Here is a 22,082-nt window from a genome sequence, read left to right as displayed (position 1 = left end):
TATGTCCGCAGATAGCCACCTCTGTATTTAGGTGTGTTGCTCTACACCGATATACTTGTGCAGGTAATTATCTACCTGTAAACCAAACTATCTATGTACTTAAATACACGCCTGCATCAGTAGGTAGATATGTAGATTGCTACAAACAAACTTGCTTACCTGAATACCTGCATTTGTGCATATCGAACAACATAACCAGGTATCTGAACAGGTACTTTTCTATGTGCCTGTTTTCTTATTTACCTGTATCGGTAGTTAAGTACTTAAGTTGTTACCTGCATAACTATCTACACACTTACATCCTTTTGTTGGTACAAATAAAAAGAGATAAACAAAGGAGTTTATCAATGTGGCAGTGTTTGGCGTTCAAAGGCAGTGTTTGTCCGAATACGTTATAGCAATACTCTCTTAAAGAGGGCTTTACTTTGTAAAATGATTTTTATTAACGGATTTATGCAAAAGGCTTTTGACAAATCGGGGGGTAACAAAGACGGCATCGAGCCGTTTTTCCCTGTTACTTTTAATCCGTCCCGCAGGGCGGATTTTTGTGTTCAACGGAACACGGCAAGTTATGTTTTTAGCTGCTTGAAATGCTTTCCACACCCAACTCTTGAAAGATTTTCTCGTGAAATTTTATGAAATAGTGTGAAGCCGAAAAAATAGGGCTGGCAAAAATAGTCTTTAAAAAATAGGGTGGTTGATTGATATATTTTTTATATTTGCTATTGATTTACAAGGAAGTTGAGAGAAGATGAATGCAGCAAGCACCATTACTAAATCGTTACCTACAACGATTACCCGCCTCGTAAACTACTCATTCTAAGCTATTTTTAGCATCACCGTTATTTTTTTAAAAAAAATTAAGATTGTGTGAGCAGATAAAATATTGCAAAGGAAAAAATGACTGCATGTTTTTCGAGGTAAAGGCGAATTTGCTTGAGCACACTCGCCATTTGGTTGGCAACAGTGCTTTTGGCAATGTTTAATTTTTCGGCAATTTCATCGTGACTTAAACCCTCATTTCGGCTAAGTTCATAAATCCGTCGACGTTGTGGAGAAAGCGTATCCAGGGCTTCACCAAGGAGAATTAATGTTTCTTTGTATAGGACACGTTGCTCACTCATGGCTTCCATTGTTGGCTGCTGGGAGATCACAAAATCCAGAATCGGCTTCCTGGAGGCAATTTTTTTCTGATAATCGAGCACTCTATTGGAAGCCATGCGGAAAAGATAGGCTTTGGGGTTTTCTATATTTTTCAGAAAATCCCTTTTCTGCCACAGGTCTATAAAAATATCCTGAACGAGATCGTCCGTGACATCCGAAAGACCGAGCATCCTATCGATAAAAGTAAAAATCTGCGGACTATAGCGGACATAGACAGCTGAAAAAGCGCTTTCACTACCTTCCGATAATTTGCGGAACACGTCCAATTCTGCACTATTTTCTATTTCAATGCTCATTTCAGGTAGTCGCGGAGAATTTATAAGCTCACAGCTGCCAAAACTAATGAAATATACACAAATTGCATAATCATCCTGCATGTGCATGGTATTTTGAGCAGAAAAAGTGCGCTTGTTAGGTAGACTTTACATACTCCGCAAAGCCTTATTGATACCTCACGATCATAAATTGGTAAACCTTTGCAGGATCGCCTTTTGTTACATTTTAATTTATTTTGCGATCTGCTTCACGCTAGCTAAACCGATCGCTGAACCTGCTAATTTTCGGCCCGGATCCATTAAAGAGGGTCTATTTTCGTTCAATTGTAAGAAGGTTGACAAGGCCATTAACTCAACGAAGCAGACCCTGTTTCGTATTTTTTTTTGTATATTATCTCACTATGAAAATAGTAGATATCACAAAAGACACTTTAATCAGTGCTCAGAAAGAAGGATTTACCGTATTAATCACCAAATTTAGTTCAGATCCGTTAAACCCAACCTGGATTGTCGACAAGGTTGAAAAAGACAAAATAGAAGCTAGCAAAAAAGCATTGAGCGAAAGCTACCAGCTATGCTATTCCATTAAAGAAGCTATTCTGACGATTGATAATCGTCCGTTCATCGGAAAATTGCAGCTAAGCCATTAATAGGGTTTGATCAATCAATTATTCAATACGCAATCGGAAGACTGTATTGTTTCGCTATCCCATTAGGGGTATGCCCAACAAAGCAGGATTACTATAAAAATAGGTAAACGGGAAAAGGCAGCCAGCGGTGGCTGCCTTTTCCGTTTACAGGCTACTTTTTTACCATCGTCAGCAATTTTTATCGCCGTCAATACTTTATTGCGCAATTCGCCGAGCTTATTCAATTCATCTTCCGTCAGGCTTTTCGCAGCATTAGCGTCAATCAGTTCAGCTGATACTTTCTGAATTCCAGGGGTTTCATTCCTGTCTGCTTTTTAAAAAGCCGGGTAAAATACGATGGATTTTCAAAACCAAGTTCATAAGCAATTTCTGCAACACCTTTCTCTCCTAAGCGCAGTAAGTTCTTGGCTTCTGAGATCATAAAAATATGGATCAGCTCCATGGCTGTTTTGCCCGTCTCCTGCTTGAGCAGGTCACTGAGATAGCGTGGCGACACAAAGAGCTGATCGGCCAAAAAGGCCACATTGGGCAGGCCGCTTTTTGCCAGCAGGCCCTGATTTACATAATTCCGAAGCTGATCGTTAAACTTGGATGCTGTTTTGCCGATGACCTGCGCCCGATCGATAAACTGTCTTTTGTAATAACGCTGCGCATATTTCAGGATGGAGGAAACATGGCTCAGCATAATTTCACGGCTGTATTCGTCCGGATTAGTATCGTATTCGTCCTGGATTTTTGCGTAGAGCTCCAAAATTAGCTGCTCCTCTTTCGGGGAAAGATGCAATGCCTCGTTCACTTCATAATCGAAAAAACTGTATTTTTCAATTTCCTTGAACAGTTCATGGCCATGCAGGTAGTCTTCGTGGATCATCAACATATAGCCCTTTTCTTCGAACTCCAGATTTTTCATCTCGATGATCTGCCGGGGTTTCGCAAAGAAGAGACATCCGTTATCGTGATCGTAGCGCGTACGGCCGTACATCAGATTGCCGGATTTAATCTTCTTAAACGCGATCACATAACAGTCGCTGGTAAATTCCCTATCCCCCAGCTTACAGTCCGAAAGACAGCCGACCAAGCTGAAGAGCGGATGCTGTGGCGCTTCCCAACGATTGCCCAGATGTAATTCTGTAAGGGTTCTATAATGTTGCATCGGTTTTCATTTTATCAAAGTTAAAAAATATTCTACCGGATTAGAGGTTTTTTAATGCCCATGCGCTGCAATGCTGACCTCTTTCCAGCTTTGGATATCTTCGAGCCTTTTCGTATACACATCATTGATGACCTGATAGGCAATTTTACCGAACAGAATGCGCTTGGGCGGATTTTCATTATCGATAATGTTTAACACCGGTGCTACCGTAGCTTCTGGGTTGCCCCAGGTATCAGGGTTGTCACCTGTCGCCGCAAAGGCTGCACGCACGGGCTCGTAATCCGTAATCTCCGAAGAAGTCTGAACAGCAGATGCTCCGGCCCAGTCTGTTGCAAAACCGTTTGGCTCAATCAAGGTCGTTTTGATGCCCAGGTGTGCCGTTTCCAAACCGATTGTTTCGATGAGCCCTTCTATGGCAAATTTTGACGCATTATATAAACCCAGTAACGGAATCGTGGTCAGACCAAGAAAACTGGAAACCTGAATAATATGACCACTCTTCTGTGCTCGCATAATCGGCAATACAGCCTGCGCTACCCACAATGATCCGAAAAAATTCGTTTCCATCTGATCACGCGCCTGCTGCTCGGAAGTTTCTTCGGTGGTACCAAATAAACCAAAGCCCGCATTGTTGATCAGTACATCGATGCGACCAAAATGGTCTTTAATCTTGTTGACAGCGGAAAAAACGTTTTCGCGGCTATTAACGTCCAATTTTACGGCTAAGAGATTGTCGCCATAGGCAGCTTTCAGCTCTGCCAAAGCAGTGATATTTCTTGCCGATGCGGCAACTTTATCGCCGCGTTGAAGTAAGGCCTCAGCCCATAATTTTCCAAATCCTTTGGAAGCTCCTGTTATAAAAACTATTTTGCTCATCGTTATTCTTTTTGTTTATCCAAAATTACCACTATTGGTACGGGGAGACTAACTCATTTGAGCTGAAGAATAGCACAGATTTACGGAGATCTCATTTTACAGCAGTGATTGCCTTTGGTTTGGTTATCTACCGCACTTGATTATGGACTTGAGCAGAGTTTAGCCTTCCTCGCTGGCAGATTCTGGTACCGTTTTTTTACCGGGTACCAATAGCAGGATCAGCCCGACCATAAAAGTGCAGATCAAGTGCCCTATGGTTCCATAATGATACGCCTGCTGCCAGCCATCTTTTGCGTAGTAAAAAATACGCCACCGATAATAACATAGCGAAGTGAGGCGTACTATGCGCGGGCGTGAATACCGTTTTAACGCAATATGGTTGAGCTGGATACTCGCTATAAGGCTACAGGCGTTCAAAATGACATAAAATACGTTTTCTAAAAAGTCCCGCAAATAAGCTCTGCGAGACTTCTTCCACAAAATTACTATGGAAAGTAACTAATCATTTAGCACATTTTTGAAAGAAATAAAGGCACATAAATACGTTTTGAAATTATAACCAATTATTAGCGTATAATAATTAATTTTGTTCCATAACAATGAAATAAATGTTCGAGATTTTCCAAAAATACCTTACTGATAAAATAGAACTTTCCGATGAGGAACTGCAGTTAATAGCATCTGTCTGCAAACAAAAAAAACTCCGCAAAAAACAGTTTCTTTGTCAGGAAGGAGATATTTGGCATTATAATGCTTTTATCTGCAGAGGTTTGGTAAAAACCTTTTCCATCGCTGAAAACGGGACAGAACACATCATCAACTTCGCCCCCGAAAATTATTGGACAGGCGACCGGGAAAGCCTCCATAGCGGAAATCCCTCACGGCTCAACATTGACGCTATCGAACCTACGGAAGTGATTTTGATTGAAAAATTAGCATTTGAAAAACTGTGTACAGAGATTCCGCAGTTAAACCAACTGGTTAATCAAATTATTCAGAAAAGCTTTATCGTTTCACAAGGTCGAATTTTAGCGAACATCAGTTTCACTGCAGAGGAAAAATATCAAAATTTCCTTGACAAGTACCCTCATATCGTCAACCGTATTCCGCAGCACATGATTGCATCTTACATTGGAATCACGCCCGAAACCCTTACCAGACTTCGTAGAAACATGTTCAAGAAATAAAAACGCTTCATTTCATTGACATTTGTTTGGCATTTTTTCGAGCTTTTGTCAATGGAAGAAAGCCTGCAGTTCCCGCATCTTTGTCTTATCAGAACAAAATTAAAAATAAGACAAAATGGACAAAATAGTTTTTATCACAGGAACAAGCACAGGCTTTGGAAAATTAACTGCAACAACACTTGCCAATGCAGGATACACCGTCATTGCCGGAATGCGAGGCATTTCAGGAAAAAATGAAGCCGTAGCCAAAGAGTTGGCGACACTTCCCAATATAGAAGTCGTTGAAATCGATGTAACCGATGATTTTTCGGTAACCAATGCTTTCGAACAAGTGCTTCAAAAGTATGGTAAAATTGATGTATTGGTAAACAACGCCGCCGTTTCAGGTTTTGGATTGTTGGAAGCATACAGTTTGGACAAAATCCGACAAATGTTTGAAGTGAATTTCTATGGCGTTATCCGAACTTATCAAGCAGTACTGCCTACTATGAGAGCACATAAAAGCGGTTTGATTATCAACATCAGTTCGGGTGCTAGTGCGCATACTTCTCCTTTTATGATACCCTATTTTGCATCGAAATTCGGCGTGGAAAGTATCACCGAAGGTTTACAGGACGAATTAAAACAGTTCAATATCGACAATGTTTCCATCCAGCCCGGAGTTTATCCGACAGAAATGAATACCGGCGAAAAAATAGGCATCAATGCAGACAAACCTGAAATAGCGGAGCTCTACGACCCGGTGGCAACTGAGCAATTCAATGCTATCGGAGCAGCATTATTTGGTAAGATGAAAGAATTCAATATGAATCCGCAAACCATTGCAGACGGAATTTTAGAATTGATTCAGATGAAAGGAGGTTCCCGTCCGCTACGTTTCCCGCTGGATGCTGTAGCACAGGGAACAGATTTAGAGTTCATCAATGCAAGAGCCGAATTGAAAGCTAAATGGCTCGCTAAATATAGCGATTAACTACTCATAAAATAAATAGATTAAGGTTGAAGAATTTACGCTTCAACCTTTTTTTATTTCTAAAGATTAAAACCAAACCTCAAATATCTCTTAAACCAAGTTCAATTTCATTGACATTTGTTTGCTTTTTTTTCAAGCTTTTGTCAATGGAAGAAGACCACTGAATGTCGGAGATTTGCTTTATAAAATAACGACAAAAAAATATCACAATGAGCAATTTAAAAAAACAAATCAAAGCCAACGCAGCAGCAGTAGCAAGTGCACTTTTATTATCAGCAGCAGTTTCAAACACTTCAGCGCAGGAAAAAACAGGAATTCTAGGAATCGACCACGTGGGCATCAACGTTCCGGATATGAAACAAGCCGTGAACTTTTTCACGGATGTTTTGGGATTTTCGGCGGTAACAAGCTTAGGTCCGATTCCTTTGGATGACGCCTGGAAAAAGAATAATCATATGAATCCCAAAACTGGTCCAGTATCCTTCAAAATGGTAAAAGCAGGAACGGGAGCCAACATCGAATTATTCGAATATCAGGACAATAAAGGAAGTTCACAACAACCTGGAGGAGACGATATCGGGGCGAGTCACATTGCTTTTTATACAAATGATATCAACAAAAGTGTAGCTTATCTTAAAAGCAAAGGCGTACAATTCTTGGGAGAACCGTTTTTGATGCCATCAGGAGATACAGAAGGTGAAACTTGGGTCTATTTTGTAACACCTTGGGGGTCTAAAATGGAATTGGTTTCTTACCCGAACGGAAAAGGCTACGAGAAAAAAAATCCAGCAACGATTTTATGGTCACCTAAAGATGCTTTGAAAAACCAAACTGAAAAATCAGATTCAAAACCACTTTCTGAAAATGAAATTAAATCTTTAGTAGAAGGACATTTAGCGATATGGAACGAGAGAGACCTTAAAAAACGTGAAGCTTTGATGGCAAAAATCTATGCGGACAATATTGAAATGGTAGACAGTCACTTTATCGCTGTCGGTCACAAAGAAATCAATGGTTTTGTGGACGGATTGCAACAGAAAAGTCCAAATTCTAAATTTTCTCACATCAAAGCGATAGAGGTTAATCATAACATTGCAAGACTCTACTGGCAAAACGGAACTCCTGAAAAACCAGATGCCGTAACAGGAATGGATTTATTCGTTTTTGAAAAGGGTAAAGCTGTAAAACTATACGTTTTTGTAGACGGCAAAAAATAGTTTTCTCTCTTAAAATCTTAAACAAACTTTAAATATAAACAAATCGATGAATGAGGATTCATCAACAAGCTTCTTGTTCAATTATCCAAAAATTTAATCAAACTCCATTTTTAACATTTAAAATAAAATAGTATGAAATCATCAGTAATTAATCCAAATTCAGCCAACGAAACACTAATCCGTGAATTGTACAGAATCGCAGAAGAACAGGATACACAAGGTTTTGTCGATCTTTTTGCAGAAGACGGCTATTTCTGGGACGTATCTGCAGGAACCAAGTATTATGGACAAGACATCGGCAAAACTGTAGATGTTTACGCAACAGCTTTTCCGGACATGCACAGGGAATTGTATGATCTATATGTCTTGGAAAGTGAGAACACAGTAGTCGTGGAATTATCTTTAAACGGAACTCATAAAGGCCCGCTTGAGTTACCTTCCGGAACTATTCCCCCGACAAATAAAACCATGCAGACCCCTTGTTGTGATGTTTTCAAAATCGAGAATGGAAAAATAAAATCATTTCATTGTTACACAGCCGCAACGATACTTTTAGGTCAATTGGGCATCTTCTAAATACTTTAAAATCATTAAGGCAAGTGATAACCCATCATTTGCCTTGTTTGACAACTAAAATCAAATGAAAAATATAATAGACTTACTGAACTGGAGATATGCCACAAAAAAAATGACGGGAGAGAAAATTTCTTCTGAAAAAATCAATAACATTTTGGAAGCGGCTCACCTGGCTCCTTCTGGAATTGGATTGCAGCCTTACGAAATCATCGTTATCAGTGACCCCGAAATCAAAAAGAAAATATTGCCCATTGCTATGAATCAGCCTCAGATTGTAGAATCTTCGCATCTTTTGGTTTTTGCAGTCTGGGACGAATATGCTAAAGAGAGAATCGATCATGTATTCGATTATCTGACGGAAAAACGCAACGTTGATTCTGCTAAATATGACAAACAAAGAGAATATTCAAAGCAATTTTTCGGAAATATGAGTATCGAGGACAACTTTCATCACGCAGCCAAGCAGGCGAATATTGCATTGGGTTTAGCGATTGTTGCAGCGGCTTCCGAGGGAATAGACTCTACACCAATGGAAGGTTTTGACCCGTTAGCGCTCGACGAATTTTTGAAACTTCCATCCAAAGGTTTAAGAAGCTCAATGCTATTGGCTTTAGGTTACAGAGATGCGGAAAATGACTGGAATCTTAAACTGGAAAAAGTACGCAAACCCTTTGAAGAGTTTGTGACCTTTCTTTAATAACTAATTTTAAATAAAATAATATGAATCATTCACAAAAAATTGGAACATCCACTAATCACGATAAAACACAAACCACAGGAATTACGGTGAGCGCTTACTACAAAGTACATCCCGATGACAGACAGGTTTTCATTGATGCCGTTATTCCAGAAATGATTGCCGCAAACGAACTGGAGGGCTGTATTTATTATGCTTTTTCACAAGACTTGACCGATGAAAATACATTTCATCTTCTGGAAGGCTGGAAAGATAAAGAAGCTTACGAACGTCACGAAAATTCGGAAACGTTTCTGAAAGCTTTGAGTACGGTGGTGAAAAACGTCAGAATTCTTGACCGCGAGGGAGTTCGCTACGACGTTTCAAAAATTCATATCGACGACCCGCGCGGAAAGGTATGATTAAGATTTCAATGAAAGCCTATACATTTTAATGTAAAAAATCAAAATTGTAATGCGATAGTCCCAATCATCAATATGAGACAAAAGTACAGACCAGTTTGTCTATTTGCGATTTTAAAGTGTTATCTTTGTATACTTAAATAATAAGCATAATGTCATTACCAAAAGAAAGGATTCTGGACAAAGCACTTGACCTTTTTGCTAATCAGGGCTATAATTCAACTGGAATAAATCAGATTATTTCTGAAGCAAATGTCGCCAAGGCAAGTTTTTATCAGCATTTCAAATCTAAGGAGGACCTTTGTGCCGCATTCTTGGAGGCAAGACACAAGTATTGGTTTGATCAGCTGTACAATTTCACAAATGACAAAACTGACGTAAAATCAAAAATTATTTCCTCCTTCGACTTTTTGATCCATATGAACGCAAAGGAGGATTTTAGAGGATGTAGTTTCTTAAATATCCTTGCAGAAATACCCAACGATAATATTAAAATCTTGAAAGTAATTCAGGAGCACAAAAAAGATCTGAGGGACTATTTTTCCTCACTTATAAGTGAGGAAAATATCTCAGAACATATCTATTTGCTATTTGAAAGCTCCATTATGGAAAGCAAAATGTTTAAATCAAATCAATTGATCGAACGTTCAAAGATGATTGTCGACCGTTTGGTTTAGAAAAAAAGTCACTTATAGTGGTAAACAAGTGACTTTGGAATTTGAAATAAGTGGAACTAGATAATCCGAGCACTTTTGTTACTAGTTCCACTTATACAAATCATGCCTATTTAAATTTGCGATCCTCTTCATCGATCGCTAAGTCGTTGATACTTGCATAGCGTTTTCTCATTAAGCCGTTTTCGTCAAATTCCCAGTTTTCGTTACCATAAGCCCTGAACCATTGACCATCCTCGTTCATATACTCGTATTCAAATCTCACAGCAATACGGTTATCGGTATGCGCCCAGTATTCTTTTTTAAGTTTATAGTTCAACTCTCTTTTCCACTTTTCAGAAAGAAACTCAACGATGGCTTCTCTTCCATTGACAAATTTGTCTCTATTCCTCCATTCGCTGTCAATTGTATAAGCTTTTGAAATTTTCACTGGATCCTGCGTGTTCCAAGCATCTTCTGCAGCTTGAATTTTTACCAATGCAGTTTCAAATGTAAACGGTGGTAGCGGGTGTTTCTGTTCCATTTTTTTAAAATTTAATTGTGCTAATTATTTGTTATGCATGAACAACCGATCTTTATTTCCTTTAATTCTCTAATCAATTACTCAATTGCTATAGACAAATGTATAACAAAAAAACAACACAGACAAACCTGTCTGTCTGTGTTTCAAGAATAATTTTAACTTGATGGATTTAACAGCGTCAAGCCCCCACAATCATTGGTCGATAAAAGGTTCTCAACCTATAAACAGCAGCGGTAAAATTAACGCCTCCCCAAGTAGAGGGAGAATATCGCAAAAGTCCTTTATTAGCAAATCTATTGTGGCCATACATCAATCCGTCCAAAATGGCCTTCCAACCTACAGCACCTTCAGCACACCGCTGTCGGCTCTAAGACTGGATCCGTTGGTAGCAACCGAAAGCGGACTGGAAAGATAAACAGCCAGGTTTGCGATTTCCTGCGGATCAATGAATCGCTGGAGGAGAATGTGCGGATTAGACTGATCAATGATCGCACGCTTCATCGATTCAACTTCCAGCTGATTTGAGAACGCAATCTGTTCTACCGCTCTGGCAACACCGTCCGGAGTTAAGCCGTCCGATCGGACAGCTTCCTGTGCTGAAGTGCTAAAGCGATCTCCGGAAAATAAGGACCTAGTTTGACCTCTGCTTCGGACCAGGTTCGTACCTGCTTCGGACAAGCAACAGATATTGAACAGGTGCTGTACAGTTGTTGAACAGACCCTGAACAGGAAATATCTGGTCAGCAATGGTTCAATATTGGTTACCCTAGCGTCCATTTCCGAAGGTGGTACGAAGCAGGTACGAACACAACCCCAAGTATTGATCATATCGAATGTCTGTTATATAATGCCTGCGCAAAGCGGATATAAGATAGAGGTATACCCTATTTCAATGTCATACGCTTGACGATTAAACCAAATTCTTCAGAGTACTAGCTTCAATCCAATGGAAATATTCCGTCCCGGAAGGGGGGCAAGATATTTGAGTATGGAATTTTGCGGACGTGCTTCTACATTCAATAGATTATTTCCCGAAATATAATAGACAAACTCATACTTTTTTAGATTTACCTTATAACCTAATTGTCCTGTTAACAAAGAATAAGCTGGCATCGGCGGCTCAATATTGATGTTTTTACCCAAATAACGTTGTTTCAGGTACTGATCAAAATTGGCGTTCCCAAAAAACTTTTTATAGTGAAGTGCAGCCGACATTCCATACCTACTGGTTGGTAGGTTGGGCATAAAGTCACCTTCTGCCCATTTGCGCATGTTGTCATCCGAAGTATTTATATTTTTGACGAGATCAGCGAAAACATTTAACGCTACATGACAATCTTTTGCCCATGCATAGGTATAGCCTCCCTCTAGCTCCCAGCCCTGAATTTCGGTATCTGAAGCACGCCATTCCTTGACCAAAAAACCTCCAGAACGAGAAATGCCTGTATGGGCCAAATAGAGGTAATCTTTAAAAAAACTGCGGTAATGCGTCGCCGATAATTTGAATCCTTCATATTTTACCCCTGCGGATAACTCATAGGAATTTGAGCTTTCCTTGTTCAGTCGATCATCTCCATTTTCTTCTACCAGGATTGCAAAATGATCATTTCCGGCATAAAGTTCATTTACCCCCGGTGCGCGTTCTGCGTGTGAAAATGTAGCTTGTACATAGGCCATGTCAAAAATTGAATACTTGATATCTCCCGAAAAATGGTTTAAGCTAAAATCTCGGGCTGAAAGATCACCTCCGGCCATCCCCCTGCTGCGCTGATAAGTGGGATCGCTCAATGTACGCCGCGCAACCCAGTCGTGCCGATAACCTACATGAAGGGCAACTGGATTAAGTTCTATTGTCTGCAAGGTAAAGATACCTCCTTCCCGACTCAGATTATTGGGGATATAACGCCGATCGCCTTCTCCCTTTAAGGTCACAACTGAAAAATCAACCCCACTCGTCCCAAACCAAAAACGGTTGAACCGTTGCGTTATCTCCGATCGAAGCGCATGACGCTCACTATCGAACTTATTGACACGGTACCTGCCCAAGAGCTCCCGGTCGTCTGATACCTCACCGCGGTAATTAAATTTAACCGCCGAGATCAACTGTGTTTTTGGCTTAAAAGCAGATTCTACCTGCCAGGCATATGAATAGCTGCGCGTATTAATCGGTTCATATATCGGGGTCCAAACTGTCGTGTGACTATGGACAGGCTTGTTGCGCTGCCCAAAACCCGGAATACCATAATAGCTTTCAAGCGCGTAAAGCCCCAGACCCAGTTGAAAGTTGTCTCTGATATAGCTGGCTCCTGCGTTGACAGCATTTCTCTCGGCGTGGCTATTGGGCATCACGCCACGCTTGACCGGTGCGTAATCTGTAATCCCATGAACGACTTCAGTGTAAAGTGGCGTGTTGGGATCCTGCCCAGCGACATATTTGTCATTGTGGGGATTTAGGACCTTTGATCCATTGATAAATGAATAATCTTCAAAGGTATACAGATCGGCCTCCGATAAGCCCCACTTTGGATCGCCCATACGCTCGATCACGAACTGGCTCAAATAGGGATATAGCGTCAGATTTCGAATGGTCTCCCGATCGACATTTACCTGTGCCATTGCGGCGGTCAAATGATCGATCTTTGGATCATAAGCAATGGCTGCTTTTGTATTGCCCGGGATCTTGAGATTTCCGTGCCTGAGCCTCATTGCGCCAATATGTCCCACCCAGTACTTTCCAATGTTTGCATTGAAAGCCAGCGATTGGCTATTGCCATTATTCGTTCCTAACTCCGCATTGGCCTGACCTGCAATCTGCTTGGGCAGACGATTCATCGGAATGGTGTTGTCTTTAACATTGACCGCTCCACCAATGGCCTTTCCGCCGAATAATACAGTCGCAGCACCCTTGTACAATTCTATTTCGCGTAGATTGTCCATATCGAAATTGGGGTTTAAGTTTGGACTGATACCCGATAAATCATTGATCGAAAGCCCATTGGACAGCACACTTACCCTGCTACCACTTAGACTCCGTATCATGGGCATACCAGAATTGGGGCCAAAAGAAGCATTTTGTATCCCAGCGATATGGCTCAATGTTTCACCAAGCGTTTGTGCCTGTATACGATTGAGCTGCTTTCGATCCAGCCTCGTCTTTTGCCCATAGCCCGGTGCAAAGCCAGTGGTCTCCGCGGTCGGAAGTGTATAGCTTCGCAATGTATCCACTGTTGGTTTACGCTGCGCATGTGCAGTTTTTGTGATCGCTAATAGCACGAGAGATGCTAAAAAAACTTGTTTCTGATACCGTATCATCCTGTAGCCTATTTCTGTTTGAGCTGCAAAATTAAAAAAGATAACAACAAATGCAATATTGTTGCATTAATAATTTACAATCATTACCTTCGTCAAAAATTTACTGCACATGAAATACATCAACAAACCAATCGTCCTTGCCGGGGCACTGATTCTGATGCTCGGAGCTGCATCATCCTGTAAAAAGGAAACAGCGCCTACGCCCACTGAAATCTCGCTTTCGTTACCATCGCAGGTCAGCCTTCGCTATGGCGAAACACAGGAAATTAATCTGCCGAAAGACCTATCTGCAAAAGCAGGACTTACGTTCAGCTTTGACTTTTCCCAGATTGCAGACATCAATTTGGGCAACGGGGTTAAACTCAGTGATAAATTGAACCAAGCCATCAAATTTGACAGTGAAAAACAAAACATACTGATCAACAGTTCCCTACTCTATCCAAACGGAGCTCAATCGAGCAGCGCACGGATTCCCGATGATTATAAAGTCACTGTCATAGCCAAAGAATCTCAGGGCAAAGTTGTAGGGAAAGAAAGTTTTTCGCTCAAGATAACAGCTGGATCTATTGCTATCAAAGGCCTAAAAAATGGCAACGAGTTACCTTATTCGTATGTACTGTATGGCGACCAATCTACTGATTTTGAAATCGATCCGCTCGGCCTACCAACTGCAGGCGCGAGCTTTAATTTGGTTAAAAAGGATGGACAAGAAAACATTGCTTCAATAACGGGTACGCATATCAAATTAGCAAAGGATGCGGGCGATCCGGAAAAAAAAGCTGAAAAGTCGTTCGATTTGACTCCCGAACTTAGAAAAGATGGTTTTCCTGTCGCCGCCACTACTTTCAGGGTCATTCTGATTCCACAGATTAAATTTTTGTTTGGGCAATATTATCCCGATCTAAACTTGACCATAGACTTTAGTCTGATACATATCGGTCTCTCAAATGGTTATGTCTCTGCAGCGCCAACCCTGTATCCCGAAAAATATAAATCTGCTTTTGAACTGGTTTCCATACAAAAAGATGGACAGGCATTTACAGATAGCGAAAAGCTGTTTAGTGTAAATGCCCAAACAGGCGTTGTTTCCGTGAAAAAGAGCGACAGTTTGAAAGCTGGCAACTATAAGGTGACCACAAAGGCTGTAACAACGGCGGGGCTAGAATTTACGGCTAGCCTCACTTTAGCCATGTCTGAAGGATAATCGTACTATCCTGGTTTCCTCCCCAAGCCAAACAAATGATAAAAGCGCACTGCAGGAGTGCGCTTTTATCATTTATGCCATCACGTATTATTTTCGCCTCCTATTGTTCCATCTACCGATCATGTGGTTTGATAGTTGGTTTACCCTGGTTAAAGGATAAGGCGTTGATCCGAAAAGTTAAAAACAATCCATTTTCGTCCAAATTCAGAAGGTTACTATGTTCCCAAAAACTGTAGAATCTTTCGCGCAGGCGACGCGACACCTCCAGCATGCTATTGAGCTGTGCGGCAGGCAGCACAGTTTCTATGGAAGCCCGGACAGCAGGATCCAGGAGCACCATTTTAGCGCCCTCCTTGTCCCGGCCAGCCTCATATTTCTGTAGCTGATTGACACAAAAAAGCATGTTGATGTAATGGGTGCTGCTCACCTTCACCAACCAGTCCGAAGCAATCAGCATCCGGCCGGCCCTGTCGGAGATCATCTGCTTCTCGCCATCGCTGCCGAATATAAAAAAACAACGGTTCTTGCGGTAGCAGAGCACAACCCGGTGAACTGGAAGCTCACAACTTTTCTCAGATCCCGCTGCCGCTTCCAACGAGTGGATATATGCCCGTAATGCGGGCATGCTCCGCTGCTCCTGCCAGGCGGTCAGCAGGTGGCTATCGGGAAGCCCCGGGCTATCCATGCCCGACTGCAGCAGGCTGATTTCCTCAGCGAGTTCAGCCTGCCTTTGTAGCAGCTGTTCCATCTGTTCCTGCAGGGTACGCTCCTGCCTGCGCAGATCGGCATTGGCCGTGAGCAGGCTCCTGCGCTGCGCGATCAGGTCTGCCTGTCGTTGCTCTCCCTGCTGAATCGTGCTGCGTACCTGTTCAATCTCCGCAATAAGGCGTTTATTCTCCTGTTTTAACTCCAGTTTGCGCTGTAGCAGCACGGTATTATGATCTTCGAGCCTGTCCTTACTATCCTGCAGCTGATCCATCCGTTTAAATATAAACAAGGCCTGCTGCGGGTGGCGATACAGGTATAAGCAATAGAGCAGCAAGGGCACAAAGAACACCCAAAAATCATGTCTAAAATAGGTATTGAAAATCGTATAACCTTTGTGCTGGCTCAAGACGACCGTCACCAGCAGCAGCTGCAGAGCCGTTAGCAGGCCCAGTGTCATACAGAGGAAAAGCAGCCATCTGTAGCCCAGCAGCCGCTGATTAAAAACAGCGGTGATCGCGGATCTGGTATAGCAAAGCAAGTGCAGCACCCGGGCGATGTAGTATGCATACAGGACGAGCAGCCCTGTGGTTGCCCCGATAAAAAAGAGGGTATTGGGCCTGTTCCAGCGTTCCAATGGATGATCGATCGCGCTCCCCACATTGATCCAACTCGCGTAAATCAATATACCCAGGCCGTATAGTCCTATCTTCAAAATTTGATTTTTCCTCATACCTATAGAAATAAAAGTAACCTTTACTTAAACACCCCGCAAGCCAATAGATAATTTTTTAAAGCGATTTAATAATTGTGTAAACTATTAATTTAGCCCCTTTAGGGTCTGGCTCCAGTGAAAAAAGAAAAAATGATACCGAATGTACCGAACACAGCACATTCGGTAAATCCCCTACCAATAGCCCTTGACAGTGATTTAAATAGCATTTTTCTTTGTACCTCACCTAAAAAAAGAGAACTTGATTATGAAAAAACCATTTAATACCGACGGCGTAAATGCCTTCCAGCAAGAATTGTTATCCGCTCCCAAAGGCTTCCGTCACCTACAGATAAAACGTATACGTCAAGATTTCAAGAACTTTGTGTGCGACTATTTTGACTTTAGCGAAAGGCAGCTCCAGCAGATCGCGAGCATGACTGCTGCGCAGGCGCTGGCGTTGGGCAAGTGCATTGCCGACAGCTGGGGGCTGGGCCTGCCGATCGATTTCTGGAAAGACATTCCACTTACACAAAAAGATGCCAAGGATATCATCCTATCGCAGACCAACAGTAGCCTGGCCCGAGCAGCACAGATCTGGATCAGGTACCATCCGTTCGAAGCCTATTGTGAGCCCAAGGAAGCGGTCCAATTTGAGAACAGCAATCTCCAAAAAATTAGGCTCCGGTAATTTCCTATTCCGATCCACGCCAAGTTTTTGCAGGGGCTGATAGGAGCTTAACCTCGGCGTAAGCGGCACCGTTGCTGACCGCCCCCATTAACCAATTATGAAACTGTATGAAGAAAAGTCCCCTACATATCGACCGATTTGTCGCGCAGCACGGCATTCAGCCCAAGACAACACGGAGCAGGCCCGATTTTGTGAAGTATCCCCTACAGGGGGTTCCCTGGGAGCTCATCAGCCTGCCCGATTGCCGTATTGCGCAACAGTCGCGGGCCTGTATTGGCGTTCATATCAAACTTGTCGAAATTACATGCAGCACAACGGTGTGCATTCCCTATTCGGCATCAACCCCCTGCTGCTGCCTGTTTGTATTCTTTGAGGGCAGGCTGCAGCTTTACGGGGAGGGAAGCCTACCCCAGACGATAATCGAAAGGCCAAACGGCATGCGCATGGGTTATCACCCTGCGGGCGAATATATGATTCTATTTTCCGAAGGTAGTCATCGCTTTATGTTCATCAGCATAGACAAAGATTTGCCCTGTAACTTAGCGCTCCATTTTCCGGCTTTTGGAGATCTGCTCTCGGCCTGGTTCAATTCCAGCGCTGCAGCGCTTCTTTTACCCTACATCCCCCTATCCAAAACAGTCGGCAACCTGCTGGACAAACTCCGGTTCAGCCAGTTCCGAAAAATCAAAGATGCCATTGGACTACTGAGCACCTTTGAGCAGTGCGTCAACTGGTATCATAAGCAAATGGCCCTCCTGCAGCAAGCGGACAACGACTCCCTTGCTGCTGCGGGGCAATCCCTGCAAGATTACCTGTTGCGCAATTACAACGATGACCTGGCCTTGCGCATCAGCTTCATCTGTCAGCAATTTGGCTGGAGCAAACATCAGCTAAACCGTATTGTATCGCTACAGCTCAAAAAAGGCATCCGAGCCTACATCGAAGAGACCCGTATGGCGCGCGCCTGCATACTGCTCAAGAAAAGCAAGCTGACCATTGTTGCCATTTCATTGGAGATCGGCTATACCGACCCCGACTATTTCAGCAAGCTATTCAAGCGAAAGAAGGGCCTTTCGCCGACAGATTACCGCAACAAGGAAGCCTAGCGGCTAGCGCCGCATACTGGACAAAAAATTGTGTGCATACCTAAAATAGATCTTTGCACCGCCAAAACTACAGCTCTTTGGCGTTTTGGTGGGCTAACTTTGAATCAACGTATTTAACTAACGTCGTAAACTAAAGTATGAAAACACGGTATAAAAGAAAATTTGCCCTATTCCCGCGATGCCGGTGAAGGTGAGCATAATCAGGAAATCCAGCGGTGATAGGCAGCTGGCTCCGCAGCAAACAATAATAAATCACAACAACACAAACAAGCTTATGGAAAAGCGCATCACAATATCGGTACATCAACAGGAACAGTCTGCAAGCTCCACAAAACGCGGTAGTTTAATCCGCCGGATAGCGCGCTCGATCTATCGTCGTCTGCCTGATCTGATCATTTATGGTTATGCTTTTATGTACATGTATACAGGATGGGCCAAGTTTATGAACATGGCTACTTTCATCAGCGGTAATAGTAAGATCCCCTATCTGGGCGCTTATGCGAAACTGATCGGCTATGGCATCCCCGCTTTGGAGATTGTGCTTGCTATCCTGCTGATTGTACCTGTATATTGGATTAAGCGCTTTGCACTGAGGACCGCTACACTACTTATGGGAACGTTTACAATTTATTTGTGCCTTATGGTCCGATTTGTCGAGAATAAGCTCTGTCACTGTGGTGGTGTGATTGAATCCATGGGCTGGAAAACGCATATCGTCTTTAATCTTATTTGGCTGATTGCGGGAATCTTTGCCCTGGTAAGAACAAAAGTTAATCATCTTTAAAATTTAAACCCATGGGAACTTTAAAAAAATATGGGCAATTGCTACTGGGTGTAGCAACAATAGGCGGCGCGATATTGACGCAGTCTTTTACTAATAATTTAACGCCTCCTTCAGGAGATTATGTACTGATTAGCGGAACATGGGAGCCGAAATCCAACTATCCTCTTGGGGATTGTACCGAAAATCCATCGGCTGACTGTTCTTATGAGAAGATTGGAAGTGCACCTGGACCGATGAACGACGAGTTTAGAAACCCAGCCAATTTCCAAACTGTGGATCATGGTAAGTTTGAGACGAACGAGGAATAAAAGGAGTAAATTTAATGGAAGGCGCCTGATAGATCTATCAGGCGCCTTTCTTTTACTTTAACTTTGCTATCAAAGCTTTAAATTCCGAGTCATTTTTAGCATTTCCCACTCGTGGTATCTGCGTTGAAATTATACGCATTTCCTTATCAACTAACAGCTGTCTCGGATAGCTCATCACGTTCAAGAATTTTATGATCGGATGGTTTGATTTTTGGCCCATCGTATATAAGTTTACATCTGTGGCATCGGTATAAGCTCCGCTAGCCACCGATGCCTTCCATTGCGCAAAGTTTCCATCAATGGATACATTCACAAAAACCAGATCTTTTCTATCCTTCAGTTTCTCTTTGATCGGTTTCAAGTTTTTATTCAAAATCCGGCAATTACCGCAGCCCGTATACCAGAAGTCGAGCAAAACATATTTCCCCTTAAAATCAGCTAGATGAACAGGATTACCTAAACTATCTTGAAACTGGAAATTAGGCAGTGCTACCCCGTTGGAAATATTTTTCAAAAAGGATTCCAGCTTCCGTTTATAGCTAGCATCAGAAATCTGACTTATCACGTTTTGTCTTTTCAAACTATCCATTTTGGCGTAACTTGTATAAAAATGACGGTACAATGCCCGATTTATCAAATCTTTGTCGATCATACTTTCATGCCATTCGTCTTCGAATATAGATCCTAACCAGTCGGCATACCTAAACCGAAGCATAAAGTACAGCTGCATATCATTGGCATAGTGAAAACGAGCATTTTTCAGATTAGCTAAACCAGTTCCCCGCTGCGTATAAGTCTGTAATAACAAATGCTTTTGATCTTCCAGTTCAGGAAACTTTTTACTCAACCAATTAAATTGCATATGCAGCGTTGTCAATATATTAGATTCGGATCTGCCAATCACATTTAGTTTAAATAGCGAATATAGCTCATTATTTAACAAGCGCTTATATGCATTTAATACCACGAACTGGCTATCCCTTTTTGCATAATTATACTTGATGCTTGATACCAGTTTATCGTAGAGAACGGGTGACAGATTTGCGGGCGAAGGTAAAACTATTTTGTTTTCTTGTTGTTTATCGAGCAATACGAATGTTTTTTCAATCTGTGCCAGTTTATACTGCAAAGTAAACTTCGCCGAGCCCTTACCCTTAAAGGAAAGGCCACCATGACCATCATCCAAAATGACAACCTGATCTCCTGGGCAAATCAAATAATCTAACCAAAATAATTTGTCGATACTATCCTTATCTGTCCCGATAAATGAGATATTGCGAAACTTTAAATCGTTATCAAAAGTAATCGTGTATCGATTACCTTTTCTCTTGGCTATTTGTTTTTGCAAAGGTATGTGACTATTAAACTCAAAATTGTCTTCAGTCCAGTAGCAATTAATGGCTACTATTCCTTTGCTTGCCACTTTCGTTTTAACGGTGACGGTGGCTGTCTGCGCATATAATTTGCTCCAAAACGCGATGCTTAGGCTTAAAAAAGCCATCAATAGTGTGGTTTTAATCGTTTTCATCATTACTTAGCTTTTGTTATTAATTCCTGAGGGATTACCGGAAACGTGTATCGAGGATCATTTGGAGGAAGTGTATATACGCTGCCGGCCAGTTTCCGCGTTAGGGTCTTCGCAAACCGAGGGTCTTTATTAAGCCGTCTCAGATCTTCCCAACGACAGGTACCGGTAAAAACCAACTCTTTGTTCCTTTCCTCAAGTATCCGTTGGAGTGCAGCCTCATCTGTTTCATCAACTACTGGCGAATAATTTTTATAACGCTTTCCACAGAGCGTATTCAATAGGTCGGCTCCTACCTGCCACTTTCCAGTACGAGCTAGGCATTCCGCCTTAATAAGCAGCATTTCATTGGTTGCCAAGCCTGAAAAAAGCCCTACAGTACCTGTGTAACGCCCTTTGAAGGATTTTGTCCCGTCGGCGTTTAGTCGGAAAAAGGCAGCTTTCCGAAGATCGTTGGCTTGATAGCTGGAATAAAGAGATTCATTGACTCTAAGATTGCCAAACGATAGCAGGGAATAACTAATCGGACCAGCATAAAAAATCACCTCCTTATTCCCTACATCTAGCGTAGGAAAAGGCAACGTCGCAGCTGTATTCAAGGTCGAGAAATCGAGCAGTTCGCTTTGATTTTCAAGATACCTTTCTACATAATCCTTGGCCTGTTCATACTTCTCCATCAGCAAATACACCTTTGCAAGCATCGCCAAGACCGCAAGCCGTGAGGGCCTGGTCTTGTTTGCAGGAACAAGTGGCAATAGTGCAAGCGCAGCATTCAGATCGGTAATCACCTGGTTATAACAATCCTCTACTGTCGACAACTTGCCCGATACGCCAACATCCGACACATCCCTTAGCGGTAGTACACAAGGCTCATTTGCCCCCTCCTTATATGGCGGGGCATAAAGTTGCAGCAGCTGGTAATAGTGGAAACCGCGGTAAAATAAGGCCGAACCCCGCACATTGTCTCTTTCGGCACTCGTTTGGGTCAATTTCTCCATCCCTTCCAAGGCAATATTAGCATAAGCAATTGCCCGATAAGGGACGGTCCAATCTCCCGTTCCGACACCAATGGCTCCTTCATAGATATCTTCTTTCCAGATATAAGCATTACGCTCAGCCGATAGGCCAGCTGTCAAAGCTGTATTTTCTAGCAGCTGAATATTATCAGACGCGACAATATCAATGCCCGGTGTCGTATTCATGACAGCTGTATTATCCAATAAGGACTGGTAGTCTGCGACGGAATTTAAAATTACGTCACTATTTTTTGATTTTACATCGAGCCAATTATCCATTTTTTTGCATGAGCAGCAAAACAGGATCACAGCAAGATAAAAGCTATATTTTTTCATTTGTTTATCCTAATCAT

General features: G+C 42.2%; 23 protein-coding genes. 13 read left to right on the top strand and 10 right to left on the bottom strand.

The features are described 5' to 3' along the window. Positions 1–860: 860 nt before the first annotated feature. Positions 861–1,460 (bottom strand): RNA polymerase sigma factor, encoded by a 600-nt coding sequence (locus tag ACHWSC_RS24355; protein WP_394678522.1) that lies wholly within the window; start codon positions 1,458–1,460, stop codon positions 861–863. Positions 1,461–1,840: 380 nt separating this feature from the next. On the opposite strand from ACHWSC_RS24355, the gene ACHWSC_RS24350 reads away from it, so the two are divergent. Beyond that, the gene (locus tag ACHWSC_RS24350; RefSeq protein WP_394678521.1) at positions 1,841–2,089 is read left to right on the top strand and encodes a hypothetical protein; all 249 of its coding nucleotides are present in this window, start codon (positions 1,841–1,843) and stop codon (positions 2,087–2,089) included. 262 nt (positions 2,090–2,351) lie between these two features. On the opposite strand, the gene ACHWSC_RS24345 is transcribed toward ACHWSC_RS24350, so the two are convergent. The 3 genes from ACHWSC_RS24345 to ACHWSC_RS24335 all read right to left on the bottom strand — a co-directional run bounded on the left by ACHWSC_RS24345 (position 2,352) and on the right by ACHWSC_RS24335 (position 4,571). After that, positions 2,352–3,242 (bottom strand): helix-turn-helix domain-containing protein, encoded by an 891-nt coding sequence (locus tag ACHWSC_RS24345; protein WP_394678520.1) that lies wholly within the window; start codon positions 3,240–3,242, stop codon positions 2,352–2,354. Positions 3,243–3,293: 51 nt separating this feature from the next. Continuing rightward, the gene (locus ACHWSC_RS24340) at positions 3,294–4,118 is read right to left on the bottom strand and encodes an SDR family NAD(P)-dependent oxidoreductase (protein ID WP_394678519.1); all 825 of its coding nucleotides are present in this window, start codon (positions 4,116–4,118) and stop codon (positions 3,294–3,296) included. A gap of 159 nt (positions 4,119–4,277) precedes the next feature. After that, positions 4,278–4,571 (bottom strand): hypothetical protein, encoded by a 294-nt coding sequence (locus ACHWSC_RS24335; RefSeq protein WP_394678518.1) that lies wholly within the window; start codon positions 4,569–4,571, stop codon positions 4,278–4,280. 155 nt (positions 4,572–4,726) lie between these two features. Between ACHWSC_RS24335 and ACHWSC_RS24330 the strand changes: the two genes are divergently transcribed. The 7 genes from ACHWSC_RS24330 (at position 4,727) to ACHWSC_RS24300 (ending at position 9,846) form a co-directional block, all read left to right on the top strand. Continuing rightward, complete coding sequence (locus ACHWSC_RS24330; protein WP_394678517.1) at positions 4,727–5,305, top strand: Crp/Fnr family transcriptional regulator; 579 nt, start codon at positions 4,727–4,729, stop codon at positions 5,303–5,305. Between the two features lie 115 nt (positions 5,306–5,420). Then, positions 5,421–6,278 carry an SDR family oxidoreductase gene (locus tag ACHWSC_RS24325; RefSeq protein WP_394678516.1) on the top strand — a complete coding sequence of 286 codons (858 nt, stop codon included), beginning with the start codon at positions 5,421–5,423 and terminating at the stop codon, positions 6,276–6,278. A gap of 209 nt (positions 6,279–6,487) precedes the next feature. Next, the gene (locus ACHWSC_RS24320; RefSeq protein WP_394678515.1) at positions 6,488–7,495 is read left to right on the top strand and encodes a VOC family protein; all 1,008 of its coding nucleotides are present in this window, start codon (positions 6,488–6,490) and stop codon (positions 7,493–7,495) included. Between the two features lie 132 nt (positions 7,496–7,627). Then, on the top strand, positions 7,628–8,071 hold the full coding sequence (locus tag ACHWSC_RS24315) for a nuclear transport factor 2 family protein (protein ID WP_394678514.1): 444 nt from the start codon (positions 7,628–7,630) through the stop codon (positions 8,069–8,071). Between the two features lie 64 nt (positions 8,072–8,135). Further along, positions 8,136–8,768, top strand: a complete 633-nt coding sequence (locus ACHWSC_RS24310) for an NAD(P)H-dependent oxidoreductase (RefSeq protein WP_394678513.1) — start codon at positions 8,136–8,138, stop codon at positions 8,766–8,768. 23 nt (positions 8,769–8,791) lie between these two features. Further along, entirely contained in the window at positions 8,792–9,169 is a 378-nt protein-coding gene (locus tag ACHWSC_RS24305; protein WP_394678512.1) for a putative quinol monooxygenase, read from the top strand. A 152-nt stretch (positions 9,170–9,321) separates the two neighbouring features. Then, a complete protein-coding gene (locus tag ACHWSC_RS24300) occupies positions 9,322–9,846 on the top strand; it encodes a TetR/AcrR family transcriptional regulator (protein ID WP_394678511.1) in 525 nt (174 codons plus the stop codon). Positions 9,847–9,952: 106 nt separating this feature from the next. Here ACHWSC_RS24300 and ACHWSC_RS24295 read toward each other — a convergent pair whose 3' ends face one another. From ACHWSC_RS24295 to ACHWSC_RS24285, 3 genes are all read right to left on the bottom strand, one after another. Continuing rightward, positions 9,953–10,366, bottom strand: coding sequence for a DUF1348 family protein (locus tag ACHWSC_RS24295; protein ID WP_394678510.1), 414 nt, complete (start codon positions 10,364–10,366; stop codon positions 9,953–9,955). 336 nt (positions 10,367–10,702) lie between these two features. Further along, the gene (locus ACHWSC_RS24290; RefSeq protein ID WP_394678509.1) at positions 10,703–11,143 is read right to left on the bottom strand and encodes an SDR family oxidoreductase; all 441 of its coding nucleotides are present in this window, start codon (positions 11,141–11,143) and stop codon (positions 10,703–10,705) included. Positions 11,144–11,290: 147 nt separating this feature from the next. Next, positions 11,291–13,678: a TonB-dependent receptor gene (locus ACHWSC_RS24285; RefSeq protein ID WP_394678508.1), complete on the bottom strand. Its 2,388-nt coding sequence runs from the start codon at positions 13,676–13,678 to the stop codon at positions 11,291–11,293. A gap of 109 nt (positions 13,679–13,787) precedes the next feature. Between ACHWSC_RS24285 and ACHWSC_RS24280 the strand changes: the two genes are divergently transcribed. Beyond that, a complete protein-coding gene (locus tag ACHWSC_RS24280) occupies positions 13,788–14,882 on the top strand; it encodes a hypothetical protein (RefSeq protein ID WP_394678507.1) in 1,095 nt (364 codons plus the stop codon). Between the two features lie 112 nt (positions 14,883–14,994). On the opposite strand, the gene ACHWSC_RS24275 is transcribed toward ACHWSC_RS24280, so the two are convergent. Beyond that, positions 14,995–16,320, bottom strand: a complete 1,326-nt coding sequence (locus tag ACHWSC_RS24275; protein ID WP_394678506.1) for a hypothetical protein — start codon at positions 16,318–16,320, stop codon at positions 14,995–14,997. Between the two features lie 247 nt (positions 16,321–16,567). Between ACHWSC_RS24275 and ACHWSC_RS24270 the strand changes: the two genes are divergently transcribed. The 4 genes from ACHWSC_RS24270 (at position 16,568) to ACHWSC_RS24255 (ending at position 19,188) form a co-directional block, all read left to right on the top strand. Further along, a complete protein-coding gene (locus ACHWSC_RS24270; RefSeq protein WP_394678505.1) occupies positions 16,568–16,990 on the top strand; it encodes a hypothetical protein in 423 nt (140 codons plus the stop codon). A 107-nt stretch (positions 16,991–17,097) separates the two neighbouring features. Continuing rightward, complete coding sequence (locus ACHWSC_RS24265) at positions 17,098–18,096, top strand: helix-turn-helix domain-containing protein (RefSeq protein ID WP_394678504.1); 999 nt, start codon at positions 17,098–17,100, stop codon at positions 18,094–18,096. 274 nt (positions 18,097–18,370) lie between these two features. Further along, complete coding sequence (locus ACHWSC_RS24260; RefSeq protein WP_394678503.1) at positions 18,371–18,880, top strand: MauE/DoxX family redox-associated membrane protein; 510 nt, start codon at positions 18,371–18,373, stop codon at positions 18,878–18,880. 11 nt (positions 18,881–18,891) lie between these two features. Next, complete coding sequence (locus ACHWSC_RS24255; RefSeq protein WP_394678502.1) at positions 18,892–19,188, top strand: hypothetical protein; 297 nt, start codon at positions 18,892–18,894, stop codon at positions 19,186–19,188. 52 nt (positions 19,189–19,240) lie between these two features. Here ACHWSC_RS24255 and ACHWSC_RS24250 read toward each other — a convergent pair whose 3' ends face one another. Then, positions 19,241–20,719: a TlpA family protein disulfide reductase gene (locus ACHWSC_RS24250; RefSeq protein WP_394678501.1), complete on the bottom strand. Its 1,479-nt coding sequence runs from the start codon at positions 20,717–20,719 to the stop codon at positions 19,241–19,243. Continuing rightward, positions 20,719–22,008 carry a RagB/SusD family nutrient uptake outer membrane protein gene (locus ACHWSC_RS24245; protein WP_394678500.1) on the bottom strand — a complete coding sequence of 430 codons (1,290 nt, stop codon included), beginning with the start codon at positions 22,006–22,008 and terminating at the stop codon, positions 20,719–20,721. The genes ACHWSC_RS24250 and ACHWSC_RS24245 overlap by 1 nt, the downstream gene beginning before the upstream one ends. Between the last annotated feature and the right edge of the window lie 74 nt (positions 22,009–22,082).

Origin of the sequence: uncultured Sphingobacterium sp. (genome assembly GCF_964277905.1) — a bacterium.
Classification (GTDB): domain Bacteria; phylum Bacteroidota; class Bacteroidia; order Sphingobacteriales; family Sphingobacteriaceae; genus Sphingobacterium; species Sphingobacterium siyangense.
This window is presented reverse-complemented; position numbering and strand designations above follow the sequence as displayed.